Genomic DNA, 25,316 nt, shown 5'->3' with positions numbered 1-25,316 from the left:
AATGGCAGAGGTCTGTTCGGGACCGCTCACCGGCCGACCTCACCTGGTGCCACGGTGTCGCGCGTTCTGACATCATCGATCTCGGTTCCCGACACCACGCACGCCAGTCCGCGGTGGCGTCGGGTGGTGAAGACCATGACGGCCGAGGCGGCGACGAGGGCGAAGAGGAGCAGCCCGGACAGCGGGAACGTCCACTGGGACAGCAGCATGTACCCGCCGATGCCGAAGAGGAAGCGCAGGCTCCGGCCGAGCAGCACCGGCCTGCGCACCTGAACGGCGGCGATGAGGACGAGCCGTTCGCCGAGGGTCACACCCCGGCTGAGGACCGAGTACAGCTGAGCGACGAAGGGCAGAGCGAAGCCGATGAAGACCACGATCGGATCCGGTTCGGTGATCGTTCCGTCGCCGAGGAGGGCTGTGAAGGCCATGAACACGATGGAGACCGTCCAGCCGAACAGACCCCAGACGAGCAGGTCGCAGACGATTCCGGTCAGCCGACGTGTGACCGTGATCGGCTGTGGCGCAGCGGCGTCGGCCAGGTCCTTCCGCCGACGCAGCAGGAGCAGGCTGGCCAGCGAGCCGAGGACGGCGCCGAGGGTGTTGATGATGAGGTCGTCGACGTCGAAGACCCGGTAGGCGCAGGGGTAGACCCCCCAGATTCCGGTCAGCTGCGTGAGTTCGATGAGCGCCGAGGCGGTCAGACCCGTGATCGTCGCGACGATGATGCCCCGGCCTGCGAGCTGTCGGACGAACCAGCCGAGCGGAACGAAGAGGACGACGTTGAGAGCCACCTGCAGAACCGCGGGGTTGGTCATCAGAGCGCGCACGCTGCCGGTGTCGAAGCTGAGGATGTCGGAGACGAACTGGAACGGCCGCAGCTGTACGGCTGCGCAGGTGACCTCATCGGCCGGAGGAACTGGCAGCAGAGTGTACGTCCACAGGGCCATCGCGTAGACGGCGGCGGCCAGCCAGACGAAGGCGTGCCAGAGGGTCAGTCCGCCTCGGCGACGGTAGCTGATCGCGACGAACGGCACGAAGGCGAGGACGGCGAGGCCGCAGCCGACGAGGACAGCGACGAATGCGGGAATGACGAAAGAGCTCATTCCCGCAATTCTACGTTTCCGCCCAGGTCAGCCCGAACGTGTCGATGCTCCTCATCCGAGGCAGGCGCTCAGCTGATGCCGACGGTCTGGCCGCCGTCGACGACGAGGGCGTGGCCGACGGCGAACCCGCCGAGGTCTGAGCACAGCCACAGGGCCGCCGAGGCGATCTCCTCGGGTCGGCCCATGCGACCGACCGGTTCCTGGGCGATGACGCGGGCGCGGCCCTCGGGGGTTCCTCCGGAGAAGCGGCCCATCATCGGGGTCTCGATGATGCCCGGGCAGATCGCATTGATGCGGATCCCCTCGGCCGCGACCTCCAGCGCCGCGGACTTCGTCATGCCGATGACCCCGTGCTTGGTGGCGGCATAGGCGGCCTGACCGCTGATGCCCACGACACCGGCTCCCGAGGACAGATTGACGATGGCCCCGCCGCCGCTTTCGCACATGGCGGGGATCTCGTGCTTCATTGCGAGGAAGACACCGGTGAGGTTGACCGCGAGGAGGCGGTTCCAGTCGTCCTGGCCGGTCTCATCGAGCGGTGTCGGCGGCTGTTCGATGCCGGCGTTGTTGACCGCGAAGTCGATCCGGCCGAATTCGTCGACGGTCGAGGAGACGGCCGCCTGGACGGCGCTGGCGTCGGAGACGTCGGCGACGATGGGGTGGGCGCGCCGACCGGTGTCCCGGACCAGTCGGGCGGTCTCGTTCAGGTCGTCTTCGCCGATCGAGACCAAGGCGACGTCGGCCCCGGCCTCGGCGAAGGCGAGAGCGGTGGCGCGGCCGATGCCGACGCCGGCTCCCGTGATGAAGGCGACCTTGTCGGTGAAGTCCGTGGTGGTCATGGGTCGGGTAGCCGGGGTGTGTTGCCACACCCCGGCCCCCTCAGAACCGGACGTGCCACTTTCGCGGCATCCGGCTCAAGCAGGCCCATTGGGGTGTTCATCCCGGCTTTCCTCCTTTCGTTTGGTAGTAGGTGCTGTGCACCGTTCCCGCTCGATCAGAGTCAGCCAGGTACCCCGGGCGTTCTCAGGCCTCGTCACCCCGCGGGGTGGCTCGGAAGTCTTTCCGCAGGAATCTCTTCGCTGCGTATTCGGGTGGACCAGCTTCCCCGTGGGGATGCGTGGCGTGGTACTCCTTGTGGCACGTGTTGTGCACAAGGCGGCAGTTCGCGTCGGAGTCGTTCCCTCCGTGCTTCCTGAACACCATGTAGTGGTGAACGTGGAGACCCTTACGGGCCGCGTTCAACCATCGTGTTCGTTCAGCCTTCAGGTCCGGGGCGTCAGCGGGGTCGAGTAGGGGCTGGTTGCACAGGGTGCAGAGTCCCTGCTGTTTCCATGCCAATCGGTTCTGCCACTTGGACAGTCCCGAGTCGCCCTTCTTCCGGCGGTCCGTCCAGTAGTCCGTCAGCGCGGGGTCGTCCGGAGAGTTCCGGTAGTAGACCTTGACGTGCCTCTGGATCTTGATCCATGCCATCTTCGTGAGGAATCCGCCCGAGGGCTTGTCCCCGAAGATCCATCGATCGTTCCTGGTCGGGTCGAACTTTCCGAAGTAGTGTCTTGCGACCCACTTCCGGGTCTTCTTCGGGTGTTGCCGTTTGGCCCACCACCACACGCGTTTCCACACGTGGTCGTCGATTTCCGCGAAGGTTTTCTGGGCCACGATGGTCCGGTAGTAGTTGGCCCATCCCCGGAGAACCGGGTTCAAGGCCTTGATCAGCCGAAGTGCGTTCGAGCCCCGGTGGGCTCGTACGATCTCCGTGATCCTACGTTTGATCCGCTTGACAGCGTCCCTAGATGGCTTGATGTAGCAGCTCCCATTAGGGAACGACCGGACTGTGAAGCCCAAGAAGTCGAACCCGTCCTCAAGCCGCCTGATCGAAGTCTTTTCCTCGTTGATGATCAGACCCCGAGGTTTCAGCCATTTCCGGATGTCGTCTCTGATCCGTTCCGCGTCTTCCTTCGTGTGCGCGAGCACAACGAAGTCGTCGGCGCGGAATTTGTCAAGGTGAGTGAGACCAGCGGGAGTTAGGCAGCTGGTAGCTCAACCTGCTGGCGGTCGTCGTCAGTCGTGCTCTCGACGGGCTTGTTGATCCAGGCAGCCGCAGGGAGGTCGAGGACCTTCGGGGGTGCGTTCGTGGCGAACCGTTCAGGATGAGCCGCCCGGGCCGCGGCGAGGACGTCAGCGCGTTCATTCGCCTTGGCCGCTGCGAGTCCGTAGTGGACATCGGCCGGCGTATGCAGACCGAGTCCCTGGTGGTGATGTTCATGGTTATACCAGGACACGAACTCGTCGATGAACCCTCGCGCCCCAGCCAAAGACCCGAATCGTTCGGGAAAGACCGGCGCATACTTCAACGTTTTAAACCACGCTTCGGAATAGGGATTGTCGTTGGAGACCTTCGGCCGCGAATGCGATCTGGTCACTTCCAGATCGGCCAACAGTGTAGCCACGGACTTCGACGTCATCGACGTGCCCCGGTCGGCATGGACCACCTGTGGGATGCCGTGGATGCCGAACACCTCGGCCATCATCTCCTGAGCCAACGGTCCGGACTCACGAGCATGGACATGAGCACCAACGATGTAGCGGGAGTAGATATCGATCATCACATAGGCGTCGTAGTACACACCCCGGGTCGGTCCGGCCAACTTGGTGATGTCCCACGTATACACCTGTCCCGGCCCGTCAGCGACCAGTTCCGGCACCGCTCGGGCAGGATGCCTGGCCTGCCGTCGACGTTCTCTGACCTGGGCATGCTCGGCCAGGATCCGATACATCGTCGAGATCGAGCAGAGGTAGACGCCCCGGTCGAGGAGAGTGGCGAAGACCTGCATCGGGGTGGAATCGACGAACTCAGCACTGTTGAGCACGGCCAGCACATGCGCTCGTTCAGTGCAGTCGAGCCGGTTGGCCGGGACCACCTCCCGCGGTACAGGCGGGCCTGAACGTCTGCGGCGGCGTGCCGCGGTCGACCGCGCGATACCGGTCAGCCCAGCCGCGCCCCGGGTACTCAAGCCGTGGACGGTCAGCTCGGTGTAGGCGTTCATCAGCGCTTCTTCCGCCTGGTCTCGGTATCCGCGCTCTTGGAGGTCTCTTCCAAGAGCGCGCGTGCTTTTCCCATAATCTCCAATGCCGTCTCCGTGCGGTCCAAACGCTGCTGGGTCTGCTCGAGCTCGCGGCGCAACCGGGCAATCTCAGCCTGATCCTTGCTCGGCTTCCCGACCGCCTGACCGGGCTTCTTTCCATCCAAGACACCCGCATCGCGCAGTCTGCGCCATTCGGTGATCAGCGAGGAATACAGCCCCTCACGGCGCAGGTAGGCTCCTCCCTGCTGCTGCCTGCAGGCTTCTTCGTACGCGGTCAGGTGGGCGAGTTTTTGGTCGGGGGTGAAGGTACGTCGGCGTGGACCATCAGCGCGTGGGTGGCGAGGGTTCATCGTTCCATCATCGCCGATCGGAGTTGATGATGGGGAGAGAGTCGAGATACTCATCGTGGTTGTTCCTGATCTCGCCCTGCTAAGGCGGACTTGCTATGAACCGGTGGACTCAACTCACCCTGACACGCAGGGGCGTAGCGGACCAGCACCGGTGCGTCTCTTGCGGTCTTGATGTGGGTCTTACCCTTCACCTTTTCCGCGAAGGTACGCACTCCGGCAGCAGATTCCAGACCATGCAACACGATGTTCAGCAGCAGTGGGCTGATGACACCGCCCTGGGGAGTTCCCTCCTCAGTGCGAGCTCTCATCCCACGTTCCACGACACCGGCCTTCAGCCACTCAGCAACCCAGGTCTTGCCTGGGAAGGTACCGAGGGCGTCCAGCAGGAAGTCATGGTTGACGTGATCAAACGCGGCCTTAAGGTCCGCGTCCAGTACCCAGCGACGCTTGGCGCCCTTGCTGGTTGACAGCCAAAGCTGCCCGATCGCATCATGCGCGCTCCGTCCGGGCCTGAACCCATACGAATTCGGCTCGAACTTCGCTTCCCATTCTGGTTCCAGTGCAGTCTTGGCGACGGCCTGGAGTACCCGATCACGGATGACCGGGATCCCGAGTGGGCGCTGCTTCCCGTTGCTCTTCGGAATGTACACACGCCTGACTGGCTTGGCCTTTCCACCGACAGTGTTACCTTGGATGTCGTTGAGGACCTCCATTGCCAACCTCCACCTGGCGGTGGGTGTCAGCGCGGTTTCACCGTCGAGACCAGCTGTCATGCGGCCCGTGCTGTCCTGTGTCACACGTCGAGTCGCCACGAGGACGACCGACCTGCTTCGCAGGGCCAGCTTCTGCAGGCGCCTCAGTCGCTTGAGGTCGCCTGCCTGAGACGCCGCAAAGATGCGCTGCCTCAATCGCTGAACGGTTCGCTGCTCCTTGCCCCAGTTGACTGAGGCCCATTGCTGCGAGTCGCTCATCTGTTCATTCGAAGCTCCCGCAGGAGCTTCAGGACCGGGGCCCTTGTTCTCCGTAGGTAGCATCGTCTAACTCCCAGATGATGTTGTCGTTGATTGATTCAGAGCCCTCTTTGCAGGCTCACCTGACAGACGTTGGCTTAGCTTTCGCTGGCCAGGAGACCCTGGCTATCCGATCGGTTATACGTGCGCGGAGTGGGACCTCCATATGTGCACGCTTTCCCGTGGCCTTTCGACCCATCGGCGTTTGCTTCTTCTGTCATCCTGTTCCCGCACAGGGGTTGCACGCCGCTTGCGCAGCGCACTACCGCACATCTGGGCAGATGTGCGGACCTGTACGGGGTTTCCGTGTTCCGCACACCTGAGGTGCGATCGGGGTGGGTGCCATCTCTGTCCCGGCAGCAGCGGTGAAGTAATGCGATTCAACTGGAGTCACGCATCCGCTTGAGGCCCTTCCGCCTCTGGCTGCTAAAGGTGCCGCGTTGGTTATCGCCGGCTTACCTCGAAAGTCACGAGATCTCATCGATTGGTTCGCTTGCGCTCACCCGTCCGATCTACCACCATCCCTGTACCTCCTGGCGAGCCGGAGGCCTTGGGGTTGTTGTCGTCGAGCTTCACACCCCGGGATTGCTCCCAACGCATGTCGACCGGTGGTCAGTACGTACTTCACAGTACTGGCAGCGCTCCCGTCCCAGGGAGCGCTGCGCTCATGGTGTGCGACCTCACGTCGCACCAGTGTCCTTTCGTCGGCGGGTTCGGGTCAGAGGGTGAGCATGACCTTCGTGGCGCGGCGTTCGGCCATCGCGGCATAGCCTTCGGCGGCCTCCTCCAAGGGGAGGGTGAGGTCGAAGACCTTGCCCGGATCGATCCGGCGAGCCCAGATGAGTTCGATGAGCTCGGGCAGGTAGCGGCGGACCGGCGCGGGCCCGCCGTGGAGGTGGACCTCGGAGAAGAACACCTGGTCCATGGGCAGCTTCACATCGTCATGGGCGACGCCGACGAAGCCGATGTGGCCGCCGCCGCGAGTCGAGCCGATGGCCTGCATGAGCGACTCCTCGGTGCCCACGGCCTCGATCACGCTGTGCGCGCCGAGGCCGTCGGTGAGCTCTCTGACCCGAGCGGCGCCCTCCTCGCCGCGTTCGGTGATGACATCGGTGGCGCCGAACTCGCGGGCCAGGACCTGACGGTCGGCATGGCGGGACATGGCGATGATCCGCTCCGCGCCGAGCTGCTTGGCCGCGAGCACACCCATGAGCCCGACGGCTCCGTCACCGACGACGGCGACGGTCTTGCCGGGACCGACTTCAGCGGCGTCGGCGGCGAACCAGCCGGTGCCCAGCACATCGGAGGCCGCCAGCAGTGACGGGATCAGGTCGTCGTCAGGCCGACCGGGTGTGGCCACGAGGGTGCCGTCGGCATAGGGGATGCGAGCCTTCTCGGCCTGGGTGCCGATGCCGCCGTGGACGAACTCGGCGTTGACGCACTTGGAGGGGTAACCGGCTCGGCAGAGTTCGCAGGTGCCGTCGGAGATGACGAAGGACCCGACGACGAAGTCTCCGGGCTCGACCGTGGTCACGGCCGAACCGACCTCTTCGACGAGGCCGACGTACTCGTGGCCCATCAGCAGGTGGTCGACGGGTTCGACTCCGCGATAGGGCCACAGATCGGACCCGCAGATGCAGGTCGCCGTCAGCCGCACCACCGCGTCGGTGGGTTCGAAGATCCGCGGGTCCTCTCGTTCGGTCACGTCGATCTGGCCCGGGGCGTCCATGATCACGGCACGCATGATGTCTCCTTCGCTCGACTGGTTCGCTGTCTTATCGATTCGACCACTCACCGCAGAGCAGGGGGAGCCCCTGTCGATGGTGGTACTGCGAGGGACTCCCTGCACCGGACGTGACCGGTTACCGTGTGAGTCATGGACAATCGAGCGGAGGTCCGCGAGTTCCTGACCTCGCGGCGCGACAGGATCACCCCTGAGCAGGTCGGTCTGCCCGCGGGTTCCAACCGGCGGGTCAAGGGTCTGAGACGCACCGAGGTCGCCGTGCTGGCCGGGGTCAGCGTCGAGTACTACACGAAGCTCGAACGCGGCCAGATCAGCGGCGCCTCACCGGAGGTCCTCGACGCCCTGGCCAAGGCTCTGCGACTCGACGACGCCGAGCGCGCCCATCTGTTCGACCTCGCCCAGGCCGCCAGCCCCGTGGGACGGCCACCCAAACGGCGTGCGGCGAAATCATGGTCGCCGAGCCAGGGCCTGCAGTGGGCGCTCGACGGCTTCACCGCCGGGCCTGCGTTCGTGCGCAACGGTCGCATGGACCTGCTTGCGGTCAATCCGCTGGCCCGAGCCTTCTACGCCGAGCTCTATGACATGCCCGGCCAAGTGCCGAACATCGCTCGTCACGCGTTCCTCGACGAGCGCGCCCATGCGTTCTACCCCGACTGGGACGGCTTCGCCGACATCACCGTCGCGATCCTGCGCACCGAGGCCGCCCGGGACCCGCACAACAAGGAACTCCACGACCTCATCGGTGAGCTGTCGACCCGCAGCGACGAGTTCCGTCGCCGTTGGGGCAGACACGATGTCCGCCACCACGGTTCCGGGTTCAAGTCCTTTCGCCATCCGGTGGTCGGGGAGATGACTCTGGCCTACGAGGGCATGGACATGGAAGCCGAACACGGGCTGACCTTCACGGTCTACACGGCCGAACCGGGTTCGAAGTCCGAGGAGGCCATGCGTCTGCTCGCCTCCTGGGCCGCCAGTGAGCACCTCGGGGCGCAGGAGTCGCTCGATTCGCCCCACGAGGCTGACAGGGCCTGAACCGAGACGACCGGCTGCAGCGGTCGCTGAGTGTGTCGGGTCAGGCCTCGGGGACGGGGTTGGCCTCAGCGCCCTCGGTGATGGTCAGGACGATGACGCTGTCCGAGTCCACACCCAGGTGCCGGCGACGCGAGACCCGGTCATCACCGGTCAGGGACTCCCGGACGCCCGCCAACGAGGCGGCTCCGCAGGGGCCGGCCGCGATCCCGAGATCGGCGAGGCGGTGTGCGGCCTCGATGGCGGCCGTTTCGCTCACCGTCACCGCGGCATCGAGTCCGTTGCTGATCAACGGCCAGGCCAGCGAGGAGGGGGTTCCGCAGTTGAGGCCCGACATGATCGTCTGCCCGGTCTCCACGGAGACGGGACGGCCCTCCGCGAGGCTCGGCCCCATGCATGCGGCCGAGTCGGGTTCGACGGAGACGACCGCCGTGCCCGAGCCCTCACCGCCCTGACCGGAGTTCGCCTCGGCGCGGCGGTAGTGGGCCAGCGCGGCCTGCAGGAGGGAGCCGACCCCGGTCGGGACGCAGATGAGGTCCGGACTGGCGTGGCCGGCCTCGCGCAGCTGGGAATCGATCTCACGGAAGAGTGTCGAATACCCGTCGACGATCCAGCCCGGAACCTCTTCGTAGCCGTCCCACGCGGTGTCCTGGACGAGCACACCGGCGCTGCCGGCCGCGTAGTCGGCGGCGGCAGCGACGGTCTGATCGTAGCCGGCGTCGACCTCGACCACTTCGGCATCCTCACCGCGGATCGCGGCGACGGCGCTGGGGTGGATGCCTCCGGCGGGCACGAAGATGCGGGCCGGGTGCCCGGCCTTTCGGGCGAAGCGCGCCACCGCCCGGCCGTGGTTGCCGTCGGTGGCGGTGACCACCTCGGCGTCGGTACCCGCCTGATGTGCTTCGAGTGCGCGGTGGACCGCCCAAGAGGCGCCGAGGGCCTTGAACGCCGGCAGACCCAGTCGCGTCGACTCGTCCTTGGCAAAGACGGCCGCGACGCCGAGCTCGCGGGCCAGTTCGGGCAAGGCGATGAGAGCGGTGGGCTCGTATCCCTCGAGCCCCCGATGGAAGCTCAGGGCGGCATCATCGGAGTCGGGGCTCGACCAGGTGGTGCTGCGGTCGTTGGCGACCCAGCGGGTGACGGTGGTGTCGGTCATGATCGATTCCCTTCGCTCAGGCGGGCCGCGACGAGCGCGGTGTAGAAGTCGATTCCGGCGCCGAGGACGGCGTCGTTGAAGTCGAAGCCCCGGCTGTGCAGCGGTGCAGTGCCGCCTTCGGCGATGTCGCCTGCACCGAGGAACGCAAAGCAGGCCGGGACCTGCCGCGCATAGGCGGCGAAGTCCTCGCTGGCGGTGATGGCCCGGCAGTCGGAGTCGACCTTGTCGGGCCCGAGCGCGGTCCGGGCCGCGGCCGTGGCATGGGCGAGGCAGCCGGCGTCATTGATCGTGGGCCGGAACACGCGTGTGTACGAGACCTCGCAGGAGGCTCGATGGGCGAGTGCGGCTCCTTCGGTGATCTCTCGGATGCGCGCTTCGACGAGTTCGCTGTCGGCATCGGTGAGGGTCCGCGCGTCTCCGCGGATGACCACTCGGCCGGGGATGGCGTTGCGGGCGCCGTCGGTGACCAGCTCCGTGCACGAGACGACGACCGAGTCGAGGGGGTCGACATTGCGCGCGACGATGGTCTGCAAGGACAGGACGACCTCGGCGCCGATGACCATGGGGTCGATGACGAAGTGCGGGGCCGAAGCGTGCCCGCCCCTGCCGGTGATGCTGATCTCGAAGTTGTCCTCCGCGGCCATGATCGGTCCGCAGCGCGTGTGGATCTCACCGGCGGGCAGGCCGGGAATGTTGTGCAGTCCGTAGATCTCATCGATGGCGAACCGGTCGAACAGTCCATCGGCGATCATCGCCTCGGCGCCGGTTCCCGGCTCCTCCGCCGGCTGGAAGACCAGGCGGACGGTGCCGTCGAAGGCGATGTCGGCGGCCAGCGCCGAGGCGGCTCCGAGGACCATCGCCATGTGTCCGTCGTGCCCGCAGGCGTGCATTGCTCCGATGTTCTTCGAAGCGTGGGCGGCCCCGGTGCGCTCTTCGATCGGCAGCCCGTCCATGTCCGCCCGCAGGGCGATCGACCGCGGACTCGTGCCGCGGGTCAGGGAGGCGACGACACCGCTGCCGCCGATCCCGGTCGTGACCTCCCAGCCGAGGTCGGTGCAGGTGCGGGCGACGAAATCGGCGGTCTCGCCGACGTCGAATTCGGTGCCGGGGATCTGGTGGAGGTGCCTGCGCCACCGGGTGGCCTGGGCGATGCGTTCTGCTGTCATGTCCCCAGACTCGTCGAGCTGAGAGAGGACATTCAACGCGAACTGACAAAGAGGTCGGTCGCTGCCGCCTCTGACGCAAAGAATTTGCGTGTGTGGTCCGGTTCGCTGACACTGGAGTGATGGACACCGCTCTTGACGAGATCGACCTCGGACTGCTCGAGGCTCTGCAGGCCGACGCGCGGCTGCCGCAATCTGCCTTGGGCGCACGCGTCGGGCTGTCGACGGCGGCGGTCAACCGGCGCCTCAAACGGCTGACCGAGGCCGGCATCATCCTCGGCAGCACCCTGACTCTCGCCCCGGAGCTCCTCGGCCGCCCGGTCAGGGTCATCGCCCAGCTGGCCGTCGAGAGCGAACAGGTCGACAGGCTCGACGAGGTCCGCGACTCGCTCGTGGATCGTCCGGAGGTCCAGCAGTGCTACTACGTGGCCGGCGAATGGGACTTCGTCGTCATCCTCCTGGTCAAGGACATGGCCGAGTACACGGAGCTGACCAGGAAACTCTTCTTCGGCAACGACAATGTTCGCCGATTCAGCACGCAGGTCGTCATGGACGCCGCGAAGGTCGGCCTGACGGTGCCCCTGCGATGACCGGCCCGGGGCCGTCCGCCCCGGGCCGGTCATCGCTCACGGTCGGCAGCCATCAGCTCCAGTGCGCGGCCGAGCGGGCGCGCATGCTCTCACGGAACTGCCCCGTGGACTTCTCGAGCAGCTCGCCGGTGCCCCAGTCGAGGACGACACCGTAGCGGCGGATCACATCGTGGACGGTGATCTCATCCTCTCGGTAGCGGCGGGCCACCTCGGCGGGATCGGCGTCGAGCCAGGAGGCGCGTTCGGACCGGATCCGAGCCCGTTCGCGCGTCGTCGCCGCCTCATCGACTTCGTACTCGTCGAGTTCGGCGTCGATCTCGGTGATGACGACCCCGTAGTCCTTGGCTGCGCGGTCGATGGAAACGTAGCCGTCGATGACGTCTTCGAGGACCTCGGCGGTCGTCCGATCGAGCGGATCGCCGAAACCGCCGCCGCCGGCGCTGGGGCGTTCGAAGCTGTCGCCGGGAGCGATCGAGACGTTCGAGAAGGTCGCGCCGAGGTAGGTGCGGTCCGCGGCCGAGGGATTGAGCCAGACTCCATGCGGGATCGACGGCAGTCCGCCGTTGATGCCCCAGGTCGTCGACCGGCCTCGATCGCAGCAGTAGCTCATCACCGCGCCCGAGGCATCGGTGAGGATTCCGCCCTTGTTGACCCCGCAGCCGCCGCGGAATCGGCCCGGGCCGCCGGAGTCCGTGTTGATCGAGTGCTGAGTGGTCAGCACCGGGGTCAGCCGTTCCTGCCCCTCGACCGGCTGCACGGCGAGTCCGGTGCCGAACACCGGCGAGGTCGCTGAGGATCCGTCCTTCGTCGACCGGCCGCCCCAGCCGCCGGCCATCCAGTCGTACCACATGAAGTAGGGGCTCGGTTTCACTCGCGAGTCGTGGCCTCCCACCAGCAGGTATTCGAGGTTGAACGCACAGGCCATCGCCCGTTCGGGCATGATGTGGGACCACAGCTCGAAGATCGCGTTCATCACCTTCTCGTACGGTCCCGAGCAGAAGCCGGTCACCGCGTGCGGCCAGCCGGCGTTGACGACGGTGCCCTCCTCGCCGATCTCGGCGGTCACCGCCTCGTAGAACCCGGAGTTGAGAGGCACATCGGGGAAGAAGGTCTTCGTTCCCGCGTAGATGGCCGAGAACGTCGTGCCGTAGCCGGAGTTGAGGAAGGTCGAGACCGCTTCGGCAGATCCCGTGAGATCGTAGTGGATGCCCGAGCCGTCGAGACTGAGCTTGACGCGGATGGGAGCCAATCCCTCGCCCTTGGCCGGGTCGCCGTCGAGGTAGTCGACGGTCTCCCATTCCCCGCGGGGCAGGTCGCCGAGGCTGGCGAGCACCGTGCGGCACACATAGTCCTGAGTCTCCTGCATCGCCTCGACAACGGTGTCCTTCGAATACCTGTCGACCAGGCGCAGGACTTCGCGTTCGCACACGGCCGTCGCCTCGGCCTGGGCGTTGAGATCACCGAGCGCCTGATCGGGAGCGCGGGTGTTCGACACCAGCAGCTGCGCGACATCGTGGAGGAAGCGTCCCTTGTGCCAGACCCGCAGCGGGGTGATGCGCAGGCCCTCGCCGAAGTGTTCGGAAGCGGAGACGTCGAACGATCCCGGGACGGAACCGCCGATGTCGGCCCAGTGGCCCTTGTTCTGTGCGAAGCCGATGATCTCGCCCTCGGAGAAGATCGGCCGGACGAAGCTGACATCGTTGAAGTGAGTGCCGCCTCGGTAGGGGTCGTTGATGAGGAAGACATCGCCGGGGCTGATGTCGTCGCCGAACTCCTCCATCACCGCTTTGCACTGGAAGTGCAGGGTGCCGACATGCACGGCAATGTCCGCGCTGCCCTGCATCACCGTGTTGCCGTACTTGTCGCACAGTGCCGACGAGAAGTCGCGGGAGTAGATGACGAACGAGTAGCAGGTGCGCAGGATCTGCTCGCTCATGAGGTCGACGCTGGTGGCGAAGGCGTTCTTGAGCACTTCGAAAGTCACCGGGTCGAGCGTCGAGGTGTTGTCGGTGGGTGCTGTCGTGGTCATGGGTCTCTCCTCACAGTGCGCTCTGCGTCGAGCCGCGGGTGGTGGTTTCGGCGGTTGCGCCGCCGGTGGCCGTCGGCAGGCTGATCCTGATGTTGAACCATTCGTCGATGACGGCGGATGCTTCGGGTGGGATCACGGTGGTCGAATCGATCTGATTGAGGATCGCCGGTCCGATGAACGCCGCTCCCGAGGGCAGGTTCTCCCGCTGGTAGACGGGCGTCCGATGCCAAGTTCCGTCGAAGTGGACATCGCGGATCTCGATCGGCTCGCCGGGATCGTCGGTGCTGACCGGCGAGGGTTTGAAGCTGGGCTTCGGGGTCTTGCCCAGTGCCTTGAGATGGAGCTGGTAGATCTCGACCGGCGTCTCATCCTGCCGGAATGCGTAATGCTTCTCGTGCTCCTCGTGGAAGAGCTGCACGGCGTCTTCCAGAGCGTTCGGTCCGCTTCCCATCTTCACCTGCAGTGAGCGCCACTGCCCCTGGTAGCGCATTGCGATGCCGCGCTGGAACACCGCGTCCTCCTCGGCGACCTTCTCGTGGCGGAGCCGGGTGCGGCCTTCGAGCTCGAGCTCGCGGAAGTGCTCTTCGACGACATCGGCGTCGGCGGCGTCCGCCGCCCCCGTGTACATCTGGGACAGGTCGTGCTGGATGTCGACGAGGAGGCACCCCAGCGCCGAGGTGACTCCGGGGCTCGGGGGCACGATGACGGTGGGGATGTCGAGTTCCTTCGCCACGTCCGCACCGTGCAGCGCTCCCGCACCGCCGAAGGCGATGAGGGCGAAGTCGCGAGGGTCGAGGCCCCGGCGGATCGAGACGAGGCGAACGGCGTCGGCCATGTTGGCGTTGGCGACCTTGATGATGGAGTCGGCCGCCGCATCGGTGCCGAGTCCCAGCGGAGTCGCGATCGTGGACTCGATCGCCGCTTGCGAACTCGCCCGGTCGAGGGTCATCTCGCCGTCGGCGAGATCGGTGCCGAGCCGTCCGAGCCAGAGGTTGGCATCGGTGTTCGTCGGTTCCGTGCCGCCGCGTCGGTAGCAGGCCGGGCCCGGGTCGGCACCGGCCGATTGGGGACCGTTGCGCAGGGATCCCGCGATGTCGATGTGCGCCAGTGATCCGCCGCCGGCACCGATGGTGAGCACCTCGATGCTGGGGAAGACGATGGGGTGGCCGTATTCGACCTGCCATTCGTTGGTCTCGCGCAGCTCGCCGTCGGCGATGAGCGAGATATCGGTCGAGGTGCCGCCCATATCGAGTCCCACGGCGTTGGAGAATCCGCACTGCTCGGCCACGTGCTGGGCCGCGATCGCTCCCGCCGCGATGCCTGAGGCCGCGAGGCGGACGGGGAAGCGTTTGACCACTTCGGAGGTCATCGATCCGCCGCCCGAATGCAGCAGGAGGAGCTCTCCCGCATAGCCGTCGTCGCGCAGGTTCCGGTCGAGTCTCTCGACGTAGCCGGAGACCAGCGGGCCGAGGACGGCGTTGGCGACGGTGGTGTTGAAGCGGCCCAGTTCGAAGATCTCCGGCAGGACCTCCGCCGAGGTCGAGATGTTCGCACCCGGCAGCTCCTCGGCGAGGATCTCCCGCATGCGGATCTCGTGTTCCGGGTTCGCGTAGGAGTTGATGAAGCACACGGCGACGGTGTTGACTCCGCGTCTGCGCAGCAGCCGGCCGAGGTCGCGGGCGGCATCCTCATCGAGGGCGGTGACGACATTGCCGGCGAAGTCGATGCGTTCGGGGACCTCGAAGCGGTCGCGACGGCGGATGTAAGGGCCGGAGACGTCCGAGTAGGCGTCCCAGAGATCGTCCTTCGTGCCATCGCGGATCTCGATGACGTCGCGGAACCCCTTGGTGGTCACCAGCGCGGCTTTGGGGAATTTACGAGTGATGAGTGCGTTCGTGGCGACAGTGGTTCCGTGCGAGAAGAGCTCGACATCGGTGAGATCGATGTTCGCTCGTCTGACACCGTTGATGACGGCGGTCATCGGATTGTCAGGGGTGGACGGAACCTTCGTCACACGCATGGACTGGGTGGATTCGTCGAATATGCAGATGTCGGTGAATGTGCCGCCGACGTCGACGGCGACGCGCAGATTGGCCACGGTATCTCCTTCGATTCTGTGAACTGGCCCTCATCGTGGCCCGTCCGCCGAGCGCGGTCAATGGAGGATTCGAAGGATCACCGACCGGTCTCTTGTGGAATCCCCAAAGACTGGGAGAAACTGCTGGTGGGCGCTGTCGCTCGTCATGCCTCCGCGAACCGGGGAGCTTCCTGTGAACGTTCTGGCGGCGCCTCCGAGACGAGGAGGTCGTGGATGAACAGCCGGGAGCAGGTCTTCGAGGTTCTGCTGGCGTCCCTCGGAGCCGACGACCCGCTCGGGTCCGTGGTCGCGCAGGCGGGACGGATCTGTCGCGGTTCGGCGCTGGTCGTCAATGAGTTGGGGGAGACGCTTCGTGCGGTGGGGGCTGCGCCGGGGCATCTCGTCTCCGAATGGGTTCTCGCGCATGTCTTCGCCGGCCCCTCTCCAGACGAATCCCAGCGTCGTTCCGATCGGGAGTCCGAGGTGCGGCGGGGGCAGATCGGCAGGTGGAGTCTCTCGGCGCGAGTCGTGCGCATCCGGCAGCGCGTCCATACGATCGTCATCGCCGTGCACGAGGACACCGGTGCCGATGGCCATGCCGGACTCGAGGCGCCTTCGTCCGGTGAGGACGTGTCGCTCGTGCTCGACACCGCGGTGAAGATCCTCCGGGCGTTCGAGGGCTTCGAATCGTTCTCGATGAGCACGCGCAGGGAGGAATCGGCACGGCTGATGCGTGAACTCGAGGCAGGAGTCGCGCCGGCGCGCGAACCGGCCAAATGGCGGACGCTGGAGAACTTCGGCTTCGAAGCCTATGCCCCGGTCCGGGTGGTGCGAGCACGTTCGGCCGCGGCCTCAGCGGGGAGACCGTCCGCGGCCGTGACGGGCTCCGGCACTGCCTCGAGCCGGCCCACGAGCTTCGCGGCCGGCGAGCAGCCGCTGACGGCGATGAAGGGCATCGTCCTCAGCGATTCGGGAGTGCACTCCTCGCTGGATGAGATGACGGCGCTGTGTGCGGAGGACTTCCCGATTGAGGAGTTCCTCACCGACGGCACGATCGGAGCCGGGATCTCGGAATCATTCACCGTGCTCAGTCAGGTCCCTGAGATGTTGAGATCAGCCGACGTCGCGCTCGCCGCGGCGGATCCCGGCGCCATCGTCGATGTCGAGCAGATGCGTCCGGTCGAGTGGGCCGCGGCCAGGATGAGTTCGCGCTTCGACCAGCGGATCGCGCGACGGTTCCTCGAACGCCTTTCGCAGGGATCGGATTCGTGGCTGACGCTGACGACCTACCTCGACTGCGCCGGGAACATCGCCGAGGCGGCCCGTGCCCTGAACGTGCATGAGAACACCGTGCGCTACCGGCTCGGTCAGATCGAGAACGCGCTCGGTGCACGCTTGGCCGACCCCCGTGCCGTGGCCGATGTCGTGGTCGCCCTCGAGTGCCGCCGGATGGGCAACGGCGCTTGAACGCCGTGAGCGTCTGGACGGCGACACCGGACGTTCCGCTCCGCGGGCGGGGCTGAGGGACCCGTGCCTGCCACTCAGTCGAAGCTCACCGAGCTGCGGGGTTCGGAGTGGACCGTGAGTTCGAAGACATCGGGGCGGGAGTAGTGACCGACGACGTCGAAGTCGAGGTGGGAGCGCGTCTTCGCGTCCGGATCGATATCGGCGTAGAGGATCGTCTCCTCGTCGTAGACCGGGCCGGCGAGGACTTCTCCGGTCGGGGCGACGATCACGCTGCCGCCGCGGATGGCCGTGCTGCCGTAGGGCAGATCGACTTCGAACGGATGGTCGTCCGGGTAGGCGTCCTTGGTGATGTACTGGCAGGCCGAGAGCACGTGGGTGCGCCCTTCGAGCGCGATGTGCGTCATCGTCGCGGTCCAGGTCGGCCGGTCGTCGACCGTGGGGGCGCAGTAGAGCTCGACTCCCTTGGCGTACATCGCCTGTCGCAGCAGCGGCATGTAGTTCTCCCAGCAGATGACCGAACCGACGCGGCCGAGGGGCGTGTCCATGGTGTCGAGCGTCGACCCGTCCCCGAATCCCCAGATGAGCCGCTCCGAACCGGTGGGCATGAGCTTCCGGTGAGCCCCGGCGATCCCGGCCTCGGGATCGAGCATGAGTGCGGTGCAGCAGAGGGTGTTGCCGAGCCGTTCGATGATGCCGATGACGACGAAGATTTCGAGCTCTCGGGCGGCCTCGGCCAATCGCTCGACTTCCGGCCCGTCGAGCGCGACCGCGCCGGAGCTGTAGCGCTGATACTGCCTGCGTCCATCGTCCGTGCGCAGTCCCACCGGGGCGCCGAACGTGCTGCCCTTCGGATAGCCGCCGATGAAGGCTTCGGGGAAGACGGCGATCTCGGCACCGTTGTCGCGGGCCTCGGTCATCAGCGCGATCGCCTTGTCCACGGAGGCCGTGGCATCGAACGGGATCGATCCTGCTTGGATGACTGCTGCTGTGGGCATGTGACTGACCTTCCTCGCTGTCCGGAACACTCCTGCGCTCTCACTCTCGCCCGACCCGCCGCGGCAGTCAATGCACGTCATGCCCACGGTCCGTACCTCCGCGTAGGGTGGACCTATGCCGCGCTACCTGCTGACCAACACCCCGCAGCCTCCTCGCCCCGAAGACGATCGAGCGGAGGATCGCTCTGCCAGCGGCGTCGGCAGCCCCGTCCGCGGGCGGAAGTCGCTCCTCGCCCTCTTCGCCATCCTCCTCGTCGCCTGGGTCGGCATCGCCGGAGTCGGCGGCCCCTACTTCGGCAAGATCTCCGATGTGGCCACGAACGACCGTTCGACCTTCCTGCCGGAATCCTCGGAGTCCACCCGGGCCCAGGAGGTCATCGACCAGTTCAGCGACGACGACGCCGTGCCCGCGATCGTCGTCCTCGCCGACTCCGATGGCGTCAGCGACGACGACTCCACAGCACTGAACGATCTCGCGGACTCCCTCGACGATGACGGCGTCCTCGCCGCAGACGCCTCGCCGGCCATTCCCTCCGACGACGGTGAGGCCCTGGAGCTCGTCCTGCCCGTGTCATCGGAGAACACCGCCGATGACGTCGAGAGCATCCGCGCCGCCATCGCCGACGCCTTCCCCGACAGCACGCACGGCAGCGGAACCGACGACGGGAGCACCGTATCCGTCCACGTCACCGGCCCGGCCGGATTCGCCGCCGACCGCAGCGAGGCCTTCGCCGGCATCGACGGGATCCTGCTGCTCGTCGCCCTCATCGCGGTCTTCGTCATCCTCGTCATCGTCTACCGGTCCCCGCTGCTGCCGGTCATCGTCCTCTTCACCTCGGTGGCGGCACTGGCGGCATCGATCTTCGTCGTCTGGCATCTGGCCGATGCCGAGGTCCTGCTCGTCAACGGGCAGGTCCAGGGCATCCTGTTCATCCTCGTCGTCGGTGCGACGACCGACTATTCGCTCCTCGTCGTCGCCCGCTTCCGCGATGCCCTGCTGACCGAACGCGATCGCGTCCGTGCGGGGCTGAAGGCACTCAGAGGCGTGCTCGAGCCGATCCTCGCCTCCGGCGGCACCGTCATCGCCAGCCTCTTGGTCCTCCTGCTCACCGACCTCGCCTCCACCCGCGCCCTCGGACCGGTCGCGGCGATCGGCATCGCCATGGCGATCCTGGCCGCACTGACGTTCCTGCCCGCCGCGCTCATGACCATCGGTCGGGCCGTGTTCTGGCCCTTCCAGCCGAAGGCGCGCCCCGCCTCGGCGAGCATCGGCCGCACGAGCGTATGGGGTCGGATCGCCTCTCTGGTCGCGAAACGACCGCGGGCGATCTGGATCGGGCTCGTCATCGTCCTTGCCCTGCCGCTGCTCGCGGCCCCGCAGTTCAAGGCCTCGGGCGTCGCCCAGTCCGAATTCGTCCTCGGCGACTCCGAGGCCCGCGACGGCCAGGACGTCCTGTCCGCGCACTTCCCCGGCGGCTCGGGCTCGCCCACGCAGGTCGTCGTCTCCGCCGATGAGCTCGACAGCGCGGCCCAGGCGATCGGGGAACTCGACGGGGTCGAATCGATGTCGGTGACGACGGAGGACTCGCCGAGCGGAACGGCGACCGTGACCGCCGACGGCGAGATCGAAGCCGCACCGTCCCAGGGGCCGCCGACCGGGGACTCCGCGGCCTCGCCCGAACCCACGACGGTCGAGGGTCAGGTGCTGCTCGAGGTCACCCTGTCCGATGCCGCCGATTCCCTGGCCGCCGAGGAGACCGTCACCGACATCCGCGATGCCGTCCATCCGCTCGACGCCGAGGCCCTCGTCGGCGGCGAGACCGCGGTCGACCTCGACACGAACACCACCGCCGAGGCGGACCGGAGCCTGGCGATCCCGCTCATCCTCCTCGTCATCACGGCCATCCTCATCCTGCTGCTGCGGTCGCTGCTGGCCCCGCTGCTGCTCGTGGCGCTGACCGTGCTGTCCTTCGGCACCGCGCTGGGGGTCTCGGCGCTCGTGTTCAACCACCTCATCGGCTTCGACGGGGCCGACCCCTCGGTGCCGCTCTACGCCTTCGTCTTCCTCGTGGCACTGGGCATCGACTACAACATCTTCCTCATGTCGCGGGTGCGGGAGGAGTCGCTGCGCCTGGGCACCCGGCGGGGAGTGCTCGCGGGGCTGGTGGCCACGGGTGGGGTGATCACCTCGGCGGGAATCGTGCTCGCCGCGACCTTCGCGGCCCTGGCGGTGATCCCGATCATGTTCCTCTTCCAGCTCGCCTTCATCGTCACCTTCGGCGTGCTGCTCGACGCGATCCTCGTGCGTTCGCTCGTGGTTCCGGCCTTGGTCCATGATCTGGGGCGCAGCGTGTGGTGGCCGTGGCGGAGGAGGATCCCACGGGATTGAGCGCTTCCCGCGCAGCGAATCGAGGCCGTGGGGCAGTACGGACCCCCGGCGTGAGATGTGAGCCGTGGGGAGACTCATGTCATTCGACTGTGCCGGGGGTGCAACGGGGATGTGCCGGGTACTGCTGTCGAGGGGTAGTCGACCAGGCCCCGCCATGCGGAGCCTGATCTACTATTGAACTACAGTCTTGTTGACGTCGCAACAAAGAGTGAGAGAGGACATACTGAGCGCGCATGGACGAGCGGACAGGTGAGACGGCTCCGGTCAGCAGTCAGATCAGAGAGCACGGGCCGATCAAGGTCGCGGCCTGGCGGCTGATGATGGAGAAGCATCAGGACTTCATGCGCCAGTTCGAGCTCGGCTTCCGTGAGCGGCACGGCCTGACGCTCAACGAATTCGACACGCTCATCAGCTGTCTGCCCGGAGAAGTGGTCCGGCACCGGGATCTGCTGCGCAGCATGGTCCTCAGCCGCAGCGGGCTCAGTCGTCTGCTGGGCAAGCTCGAGGACCGTGGTCTCGTCACCCAAGCCCCGGATCCGGAAGACCAGCGCGGCGTCCTTGTCGGCCTCACCGCGGCGGGGGAGGAGCTGCGCGAGGCGGCGGCGAGGACGAACGTCGAGATCATCCTCGCCGGCTTCTCCGGGATGACCGACGCCGACGCCGAGGAGGTCTTCGAGCTCGTGAGCGCGATCCGGCCGATCCCGCCGACCCAGGGATAGCGGGCTCGGCTGCACCCCTGGACACCGATGCGGACTTGTGGGATTGTTGTGCTTGCAACAAAAAGCATGCGAGCGCGAGGCCGGATGACTCTCCCGGCCGAGATTGCAAAGGAGCCGTCGGCATGCCGAAGACCCAGCCCGAGCCGATCCGAGATCCGCGAGCCGATCGGCTGCTGACCCCGGACAACTGCGTCGTCGCCCTCATCGATTTCCAGCCGGAGCAGTATCAGACCGTGACCTCGGCGACGAAGGAGCGGATCGATCTCAACGTCGTCGCCGTGGCCAAGGCCGCGGCCGCCTACGACGTGCCCGTCGTGCTCTCGACCGTCGGCGTCGATCTCGGAGTGAACCAGGGAACCGAGCCGGCGATCGTCGATGAACTGCCTGGCGTCGGGGAGATCGATCGGACAGGCGTCAACGCCTGGGAGGACGAGGACTTCCGCAGCGCCATCGAAGCCACAGGTCGCAAGAAGGTCGTCATCGCCGGGCTCTGGACCGAGGTCTGCCTGACCTTCCCGACGCTCGACATGCTGGCCGAAGGCTACGAGGTCTACCCCGTCGTCGACGCCGTCGGCGGCATCAGCCGGGTCGCCCACGAGTCCGCACTGCAGCGGATCGTCGCCGCGGGTGCATCACCGGTGACCGCGATCTCGTTCGCCGGAGAGCTCATGCGCAATTGGGCCCGCCCCGAGGCCGACCGTCTGCGCTCGATCATGGGGTGGTACTTCCCGCGCAAGGCCGAACTCGACGCGAGCGAGGGATGAGACAGCTCGAATCCGAAGCGGTCACCGTGTGGAGGAGCATGCTGCTCATCCACGCTGACCTCGTCGATGCGATCGGAGTCCGGCTGCGGGCCGAGCACGGACTCACAGCCACCGAGTTCGACGTCCTCATCAACATCCCGCCGCACTCGACGATCCGCCACCGCGACCTCGTCGACGAGATCGTGCTCAGCCGCAGCGCGCTCTCACGCCTGCTGCGGAGGCTGGAGCAGCGCGGCCTCGTCGAACAGCGCCCCGACGACGAAGACCAGCGGGGGATCTGCGTCGGGCTGACCGAACGCGGCCGCAGCCTGCGGGCGACCGCAGCGAAGACGAACGCCGAGGTGGTCGACGACGCCTTCGCGGCACTCGACTCGGCCGACCTCGCCTGCCTCAGCGAGGCCGTCGGCCGGATCCGCCCAGCGAAGACAGGAGACTGAGATGAGCAACGTCGAAACCGATCCGCCCCAGGTGGTGTGCCGACCCGGCGGACTGCCCGGACCGGCCTGCGACCAGCAGGGACGCGCCCCGGTGGAGATCATCGCCTCCCGCGACGTCCCCCTCGGCGGGCCCCGGGCGATGAAGGTGCGCCGCACCCTGCCGCAGCGTCAGCGCTCCCTCATCGGCCCCTGGTGCTTCGTCGACCACTACGGCCCCGAGGACGTGTCGACCGCCGGCGGCATGGACGTCGCCCCGCATCCGCACACCGGACTGCAGACGGTCAGTTGGCTCTTCTCCGGCGCCATCGAGCACATCGACTCGGGCGGCAACGCTGGACTGGTCCTGCCCGGCGAGGTCAACCTCATGACCGCCGGCCGGGGCATCTGCCACTCGGAGGTCTCGACCGAGGACACGACGACCCTCCACGGAGTCCAGCTCTGGCTGGCCCTGCCCGAGGCCACCCGCCATCAGGAGGAGCGCGAGTTCGAACACTACGCACCCGAACTCACGTCCTTCGACGGCGGGCAGATGCTCGTCTTCCTCGGCGACCTCTGGGGCACCTCGTCACCGGTGACGACCCACACGCCGCTGCTCGGGGCGGAGATCCGCCTCGATGCCGGAGCGACCGTGGACCTTCCGGTCACCGCGTCCTTCGAACACGGCCTCCTCGTCGACTCCGGTGAGATCGAACTCGAGAACGTCGCCCTGCCGACGGGCGCGCTCGGCTACACCGGAGTGGGGTCGAGCGAGCTGCGCATCTCCAACCGCGGGAACGAGACGGCCCGACTGATTCTGCTCGGCGGTGAGCCCTTCGCCGAGGAGATCGTCATGTGGTGGAACTTCGTCGGCCGCACGCATGAGGAGATCGTGGCCTTCCGTGAGCAGTGGCAGGCCGAAGGCGAACGCTTCGGCGCCGTCGACGGCTACATCGGACGCGGAGGCCCCGGCCGCAACGCCGACGGCCTCGGCCGTCTCCCCGCGCCGAGGCTGCCCGACGTGACGATCAGAGCGCGGCGGAACCCGCCGCCCCAGGTCCAGGGCGGGCCCGACGAGACACAGTGACGAGACCGACCACCCAGACTCACCAGCATTGAAGGAGAGAGCAATGAGCCAGACACTCACGGACTCGACGGGCGCCGAGGTCACCGTCGCCCTCGACGGGGACAGCCGGTCCTATGCCATCGCGGTCGAGGGCGGCGCCATCGCCGGCCACGCCTACTTCCTCCCCGGCCCCGAGGCCGAGACCGAGCGGATCTTCCACCACACCGTCGTCGATGAGCAGTTCGGCGGTCGTGGCCTGTCGAAGGTCCTCGTCGCCGAGGCGCTCGCCGACTCCCGGGAGCGCGGCATCACCGTCGTGCCGATCTGCCCGCTGTTCGTCAAGAAGCTCCAGCAGACCGGGGATGACTATCAGGCCGAGGGCGGACGCTTCCGCAATGCCACCGGCGCGGACTTCGACATCGTCAAGAAGCAGGCGTGATCGCACCGAGCATGGCACGTCGCGTCTTCGGGGCCGAGCAGGACTGAGCTCAGCTGCGCGCCGGGCCGTCAGTTGATGATCTGCTTGCTGTCGTCGGCGGCGATCGCAGACAGTCGCTGCCGCCACAGCTGCAGGTCCGCGGGGCTCAGACGCTTCCAGTCGGTGATCTCGCCGATGACGCGCAGCGGCGCGGTGCTGCGGTAGGAGCGGGTCGGATTGCCCGGGAACTTCTTGTCGGTGACGTTCGGGTCGTCCTCGAATTCGGCGGTGGGCTCGACCTCGTAGACGTGCGGCTGTGCGCTGGGGTCGTCCGTCTCGGACCTCAGCACGGCCACCTCGGCGGCCAGGCCGGCACCGTCGAGCAGGGACGTGAAGTAGATGTGGTTCATGACCACCTCGGGGCGGTAGTTCGAGGCGTATCCGGCGGTGAGGAGGTCGCCGGGCTGCAGCGCGGCTTTCGTTCCGTGGAAGAACGGGCCCTGGTCGAGTGGCTCAGACATGACTCGAATATAGCGATGCAGTCTGCGCACGGCGGTCAGCCGCTGACGCTAGACTGGAACCCAGCGAGGGCATTCGCGCGATGAAGGTCCAGGACTTCGCAATGTGGTTCGCAGGCTCAGCCGACAGGCGAGACGGTGTGGTCTCGAATAGTGTTTTCCAGTAATCTTCGAAGTGGTCACACAACGAATTGCCAAGCGGCGTTCAGAGTTCAAAGGAGAACAGCAGTATGCGCACCTCTCGACGATTCAGTCTCTTCACCGCAACCGCCGGCATCGCTGCTGTCGCACTGCTCGCCACCGCATGCGGCGGCGGTGGTGGCGGAGGCGGCGAGGACGGTGAGGAAAGCGCTGACTTCATCACGATCGCAACCGGAGGGTCTTCCGGTGTCTACTATCAGGTCGGCGCCACGATGTCCGAGATCCTCGCCGATGATCTCGGCGCCGACACCTCGGTCCAGTCGACCGGGGCATCGGTCGAGAATCTCACCCTGATCGAAGACGGAGGAGCCGAACTCGCCTTCACTCAGGGCGACGCCGTCGACCAGGCGCTCAATGCCGAGGGGCCGTTCGAAGGCAAGGGGATCGATTCGCTGCCGGTCGTGGCCAACCTCTACGACCAGTACGTCCAGCTCGTCACCGTCGAAGGATCGGGGATCGAGTCGATCGAGGACATCAAGGGCAAAGCGGTGTCGGTCGGCGACCAGAACTCCGGTGTCGAACTGAATGCGAAGACGGTCGTCGACGCCTATGGACTCAGCTACGACGACTTCGATGCCGACTACCTGCCGTATGCCGAAGCCATCGATCAGATGCGCAACGGACAGCTCGACGCCGCCTTCGTCACCAGCGGTCTGCCGAACTCGGCCGTGACCGACCTGGCCACCAGCGACGACGTCGCGGTCGTGCCCTTCACCGGTGAGGGCCGCGACAAGCTGCTCTCCGAGCACGACTACTTCGGGGAGGGAGAGGTCCCGGCAGGAACCTATGGCGACAACGAGGCAGCCGAGACGCTGACGATCCCGAACCTCCTCGTGGTCAGTCCATCGCTGAGCGACGACGCCGTCTACGATGTGACGAAATCGCTGTTCGACAATCTCGACCAGATTCAGGGCTCGCACAACGCCGCGAAGGACATCACCGTCGACAGCGCCCAGGACGTCCCGGTCGGTGAAGTCGCTCCCGGCGCGAAGAAGTACTTCGACGAACAGGGCTGAGCCATCCGCTCCCTGA

The 25,316-nt window shown here is 66.6% G+C and carries 22 protein-coding genes; 10 read left to right on the top strand and 12 right to left on the bottom strand.

The window, feature by feature from the left end:
• Nucleotides 1-26: 26 nt before the first annotated feature.
• From IG171_RS15520 to IG171_RS15495, 6 genes are all read right to left on the bottom strand, one after another.
• Nucleotides 27-1,103, bottom strand: a complete 1,077-nt coding sequence (locus tag IG171_RS15520; RefSeq protein WP_212128255.1) for a VanZ family protein — start codon at nt 1,101-1,103, stop codon at nt 27-29.
• A 68-nt stretch (nt 1,104-1,171) separates the two neighbouring features.
• Nucleotides 1,172-1,942 carry a glucose 1-dehydrogenase gene (locus IG171_RS15515; protein ID WP_212128254.1) on the bottom strand — a complete coding sequence of 257 codons (771 nt, stop codon included), beginning with the start codon at nt 1,940-1,942 and terminating at the stop codon, nt 1,172-1,174.
• Nucleotides 1,943-2,126: 184 nt separating this feature from the next.
• Nucleotides 2,127-3,074 (bottom strand): group II intron maturase-specific domain-containing protein, encoded by a 948-nt coding sequence (locus IG171_RS15510; protein ID WP_212128253.1) that lies wholly within the window; start codon nt 3,072-3,074, stop codon nt 2,127-2,129.
• A gap of 50 nt (nt 3,075-3,124) precedes the next feature.
• Nucleotides 3,125-4,536 (bottom strand): IS3 family transposase gene (locus tag IG171_RS15505; protein WP_212131495.1). Its coding sequence is split into 2 segments (ribosomal slippage): nt 3,125-4,188 and nt 4,188-4,536, totalling 1,413 coding nucleotides; the frame shifts between segments, so codons are not numbered across the junction.
• A gap of 50 nt (nt 4,537-4,586) precedes the next feature.
• On the bottom strand, nt 4,587-5,507 hold the full coding sequence (locus IG171_RS15500) for a reverse transcriptase domain-containing protein (protein WP_212128252.1): 921 nt from the start codon (nt 5,505-5,507) through the stop codon (nt 4,587-4,589).
• A 757-nt stretch (nt 5,508-6,264) separates the two neighbouring features.
• Nucleotides 6,265-7,290 carry a zinc-dependent alcohol dehydrogenase family protein gene (locus tag IG171_RS15495; RefSeq protein ID WP_212128251.1) on the bottom strand — a complete coding sequence of 342 codons (1,026 nt, stop codon included), beginning with the start codon at nt 7,288-7,290 and terminating at the stop codon, nt 6,265-6,267.
• A gap of 132 nt (nt 7,291-7,422) precedes the next feature.
• Here IG171_RS15495 and IG171_RS15490 point away from each other — a divergent pair, with 132 nt between their 5' ends.
• A complete protein-coding gene (locus tag IG171_RS15490; RefSeq protein WP_212128250.1) occupies nt 7,423-8,322 on the top strand; it encodes a helix-turn-helix transcriptional regulator in 900 nt (299 codons plus the stop codon).
• A 40-nt stretch (nt 8,323-8,362) separates the two neighbouring features.
• Here IG171_RS15490 and IG171_RS15485 read toward each other — a convergent pair whose 3' ends face one another.
• Nucleotides 8,363-9,475 carry a pyridoxal-phosphate dependent enzyme gene (locus tag IG171_RS15485; RefSeq protein ID WP_212128249.1) on the bottom strand — a complete coding sequence of 371 codons (1,113 nt, stop codon included), beginning with the start codon at nt 9,473-9,475 and terminating at the stop codon, nt 8,363-8,365.
• Nucleotides 9,472-10,641, bottom strand: a complete 1,170-nt coding sequence (locus tag IG171_RS15480; protein ID WP_212128248.1) for an amidohydrolase — start codon at nt 10,639-10,641, stop codon at nt 9,472-9,474. The genes IG171_RS15485 and IG171_RS15480 overlap by 4 nt, the downstream gene beginning before the upstream one ends.
• A 119-nt stretch (nt 10,642-10,760) precedes the next feature.
• On the opposite strand from IG171_RS15480, the gene IG171_RS15475 reads away from it, so the two are divergent.
• The gene (locus tag IG171_RS15475; RefSeq protein ID WP_212128247.1) at nt 10,761-11,228 is read left to right on the top strand and encodes an Lrp/AsnC family transcriptional regulator; all 468 of its coding nucleotides are present in this window, start codon (nt 10,761-10,763) and stop codon (nt 11,226-11,228) included.
• 52 nt (nt 11,229-11,280) lie between these two features.
• Here the strand turns inward: IG171_RS15475 and IG171_RS15470 are convergent, their stop codons facing one another.
• On the bottom strand, nt 11,281-13,257 hold the full coding sequence (locus tag IG171_RS15470; RefSeq protein WP_212128246.1) for a hydantoinase B/oxoprolinase family protein: 1,977 nt from the start codon (nt 13,255-13,257) through the stop codon (nt 11,281-11,283).
• Nucleotides 13,258-13,267: 10 nt separating this feature from the next.
• Nucleotides 13,268-15,355 (bottom strand): hydantoinase/oxoprolinase family protein, encoded by a 2,088-nt coding sequence (locus IG171_RS15465; protein WP_212128245.1) that lies wholly within the window; start codon nt 15,353-15,355, stop codon nt 13,268-13,270.
• A 213-nt stretch (nt 15,356-15,568) separates the two neighbouring features.
• Here IG171_RS15465 and IG171_RS15460 point away from each other — a divergent pair, with 213 nt between their 5' ends.
• Nucleotides 15,569-16,801 carry a PucR family transcriptional regulator gene (locus IG171_RS15460; RefSeq protein WP_212128244.1) on the top strand — a complete coding sequence of 411 codons (1,233 nt, stop codon included), beginning with the start codon at nt 15,569-15,571 and terminating at the stop codon, nt 16,799-16,801.
• Between the two features lie 74 nt (nt 16,802-16,875).
• Here the strand turns inward: IG171_RS15460 and IG171_RS15455 are convergent, their stop codons facing one another.
• Nucleotides 16,876-17,796, bottom strand: coding sequence for a carbon-nitrogen hydrolase family protein (locus IG171_RS15455; protein WP_212128243.1), 921 nt, complete (start codon nt 17,794-17,796; stop codon nt 16,876-16,878).
• 115 nt (nt 17,797-17,911) lie between these two features.
• Here IG171_RS15455 and IG171_RS15450 point away from each other — a divergent pair, with 115 nt between their 5' ends.
• The 6 genes from IG171_RS15450 (at nt 17,912) to IG171_RS15425 (ending at nt 23,586) form a co-directional block, all read left to right on the top strand.
• Nucleotides 17,912-20,185, top strand: a complete 2,274-nt coding sequence (locus IG171_RS15450; RefSeq protein ID WP_212128242.1) for an MMPL family transporter — start codon at nt 17,912-17,914, stop codon at nt 20,183-20,185.
• Nucleotides 20,186-20,418: 233 nt separating this feature from the next.
• A complete protein-coding gene (locus IG171_RS15445; RefSeq protein WP_212128241.1) occupies nt 20,419-20,904 on the top strand; it encodes a MarR family winged helix-turn-helix transcriptional regulator in 486 nt (161 codons plus the stop codon).
• Nucleotides 20,905-21,026: 122 nt separating this feature from the next.
• On the top strand, nt 21,027-21,668 hold the full coding sequence (locus IG171_RS15440) for an isochorismatase family protein (protein ID WP_212128240.1): 642 nt from the start codon (nt 21,027-21,029) through the stop codon (nt 21,666-21,668).
• Nucleotides 21,665-22,105, top strand: coding sequence for a MarR family transcriptional regulator (locus tag IG171_RS15435; protein WP_212128239.1), 441 nt, complete (start codon nt 21,665-21,667; stop codon nt 22,103-22,105). Before IG171_RS15440 ends, IG171_RS15435 begins: the two co-directional genes overlap by 4 nt.
• 1 nt (nt 22,106) lies before the next feature.
• On the top strand, nt 22,107-23,168 hold the full coding sequence (locus IG171_RS15430; RefSeq protein ID WP_212128238.1) for a pirin family protein: 1,062 nt from the start codon (nt 22,107-22,109) through the stop codon (nt 23,166-23,168).
• A 43-nt stretch (nt 23,169-23,211) separates the two neighbouring features.
• Nucleotides 23,212-23,586 (top strand): GNAT family N-acetyltransferase, encoded by a 375-nt coding sequence (locus tag IG171_RS15425; RefSeq protein WP_212128237.1) that lies wholly within the window; start codon nt 23,212-23,214, stop codon nt 23,584-23,586.
• A gap of 68 nt (nt 23,587-23,654) precedes the next feature.
• Here the strand turns inward: IG171_RS15425 and arr are convergent, their stop codons facing one another.
• Nucleotides 23,655-24,086, bottom strand: a complete 432-nt coding sequence (gene arr / locus IG171_RS15420; RefSeq protein WP_212128236.1) for an NAD(+)--rifampin ADP-ribosyltransferase — start codon at nt 24,084-24,086, stop codon at nt 23,655-23,657.
• Between the two features lie 227 nt (nt 24,087-24,313).
• On the opposite strand from arr, the gene IG171_RS15415 reads away from it, so the two are divergent.
• On the top strand, nt 24,314-25,300 hold the full coding sequence (locus tag IG171_RS15415; RefSeq protein ID WP_212128235.1) for a TAXI family TRAP transporter solute-binding subunit: 987 nt from the start codon (nt 24,314-24,316) through the stop codon (nt 25,298-25,300).
• Nucleotides 25,301-25,316 lie beyond the last annotated feature (16 nt).

This window comes from Brevibacterium sp. SMBL_HHYL_HB1, from assembly GCF_018208375.1.
Classification (GTDB): domain Bacteria; phylum Actinomycetota; class Actinomycetes; order Actinomycetales; family Brevibacteriaceae; genus Brevibacterium; species Brevibacterium intestinavium.
Note: the sequence above shows the minus strand (reverse complement) of the source record. Positions and strands in the feature narration are given on the sequence as shown.

Coding starts and splice junctions, on each gene's coding strand:
- IG171_RS15425 (WP_212128237.1), top strand. CDS start 23,212: ATGAGCCAGACACTCACGGACTCGACGGGCGCCGAGGTCACCGTCGCC.
- IG171_RS15475 (WP_212128247.1), top strand. CDS start 10,761: ATGGACACCGCTCTTGACGAGATCGACCTCGGACTGCTCGAGGCTCTG.
- IG171_RS15515 (WP_212128254.1), bottom strand. CDS start 1,942: ATGACCACCACGGACTTCACCGACAAGGTCGCCTTCATCACGGGAGCC.
- IG171_RS15430 (WP_212128238.1), top strand. CDS start 22,107: ATGAGCAACGTCGAAACCGATCCGCCCCAGGTGGTGTGCCGACCCGGC.
- IG171_RS15520 (WP_212128255.1), bottom strand. CDS start 1,103: ATGAGCTCTTTCGTCATTCCCGCATTCGTCGCTGTCCTCGTCGGCTGC.
- arr (WP_212128236.1), bottom strand. CDS start 24,086: ATGTCTGAGCCACTCGACCAGGGCCCGTTCTTCCACGGAACGAAAGCC.
- IG171_RS15470 (WP_212128246.1), bottom strand. CDS start 13,257: ATGACCACGACAGCACCCACCGACAACACCTCGACGCTCGACCCGGTG.
- IG171_RS15415 (WP_212128235.1), top strand. CDS start 24,314: ATGCGCACCTCTCGACGATTCAGTCTCTTCACCGCAACCGCCGGCATC.
- IG171_RS15495 (WP_212128251.1), bottom strand. CDS start 7,290: ATGCGTGCCGTGATCATGGACGCCCCGGGCCAGATCGACGTGACCGAA.
- IG171_RS15460 (WP_212128244.1), top strand. CDS start 15,569: ATGAACAGCCGGGAGCAGGTCTTCGAGGTTCTGCTGGCGTCCCTCGGA.
- IG171_RS15455 (WP_212128243.1), bottom strand. CDS start 17,796: ATGCCCACAGCAGCAGTCATCCAAGCAGGATCGATCCCGTTCGATGCC.
- IG171_RS15440 (WP_212128240.1), top strand. CDS start 21,027: ATGCCGAAGACCCAGCCCGAGCCGATCCGAGATCCGCGAGCCGATCGG.
- IG171_RS15480 (WP_212128248.1), bottom strand. CDS start 10,641: ATGACAGCAGAACGCATCGCCCAGGCCACCCGGTGGCGCAGGCACCTC.
- IG171_RS15500 (WP_212128252.1), bottom strand. CDS start 5,507: ATGAGCGACTCGCAGCAATGGGCCTCAGTCAACTGGGGCAAGGAGCAG.
- IG171_RS15445 (WP_212128241.1), top strand. CDS start 20,419: ATGGACGAGCGGACAGGTGAGACGGCTCCGGTCAGCAGTCAGATCAGA.
- IG171_RS15450 (WP_212128242.1), top strand. CDS start 17,912: ATGCCGCGCTACCTGCTGACCAACACCCCGCAGCCTCCTCGCCCCGAA.
- IG171_RS15485 (WP_212128249.1), bottom strand. CDS start 9,475: ATGACCGACACCACCGTCACCCGCTGGGTCGCCAACGACCGCAGCACC.
- IG171_RS15435 (WP_212128239.1), top strand. CDS start 21,665: ATGAGACAGCTCGAATCCGAAGCGGTCACCGTGTGGAGGAGCATGCTG.
- IG171_RS15490 (WP_212128250.1), top strand. CDS start 7,423: ATGGACAATCGAGCGGAGGTCCGCGAGTTCCTGACCTCGCGGCGCGAC.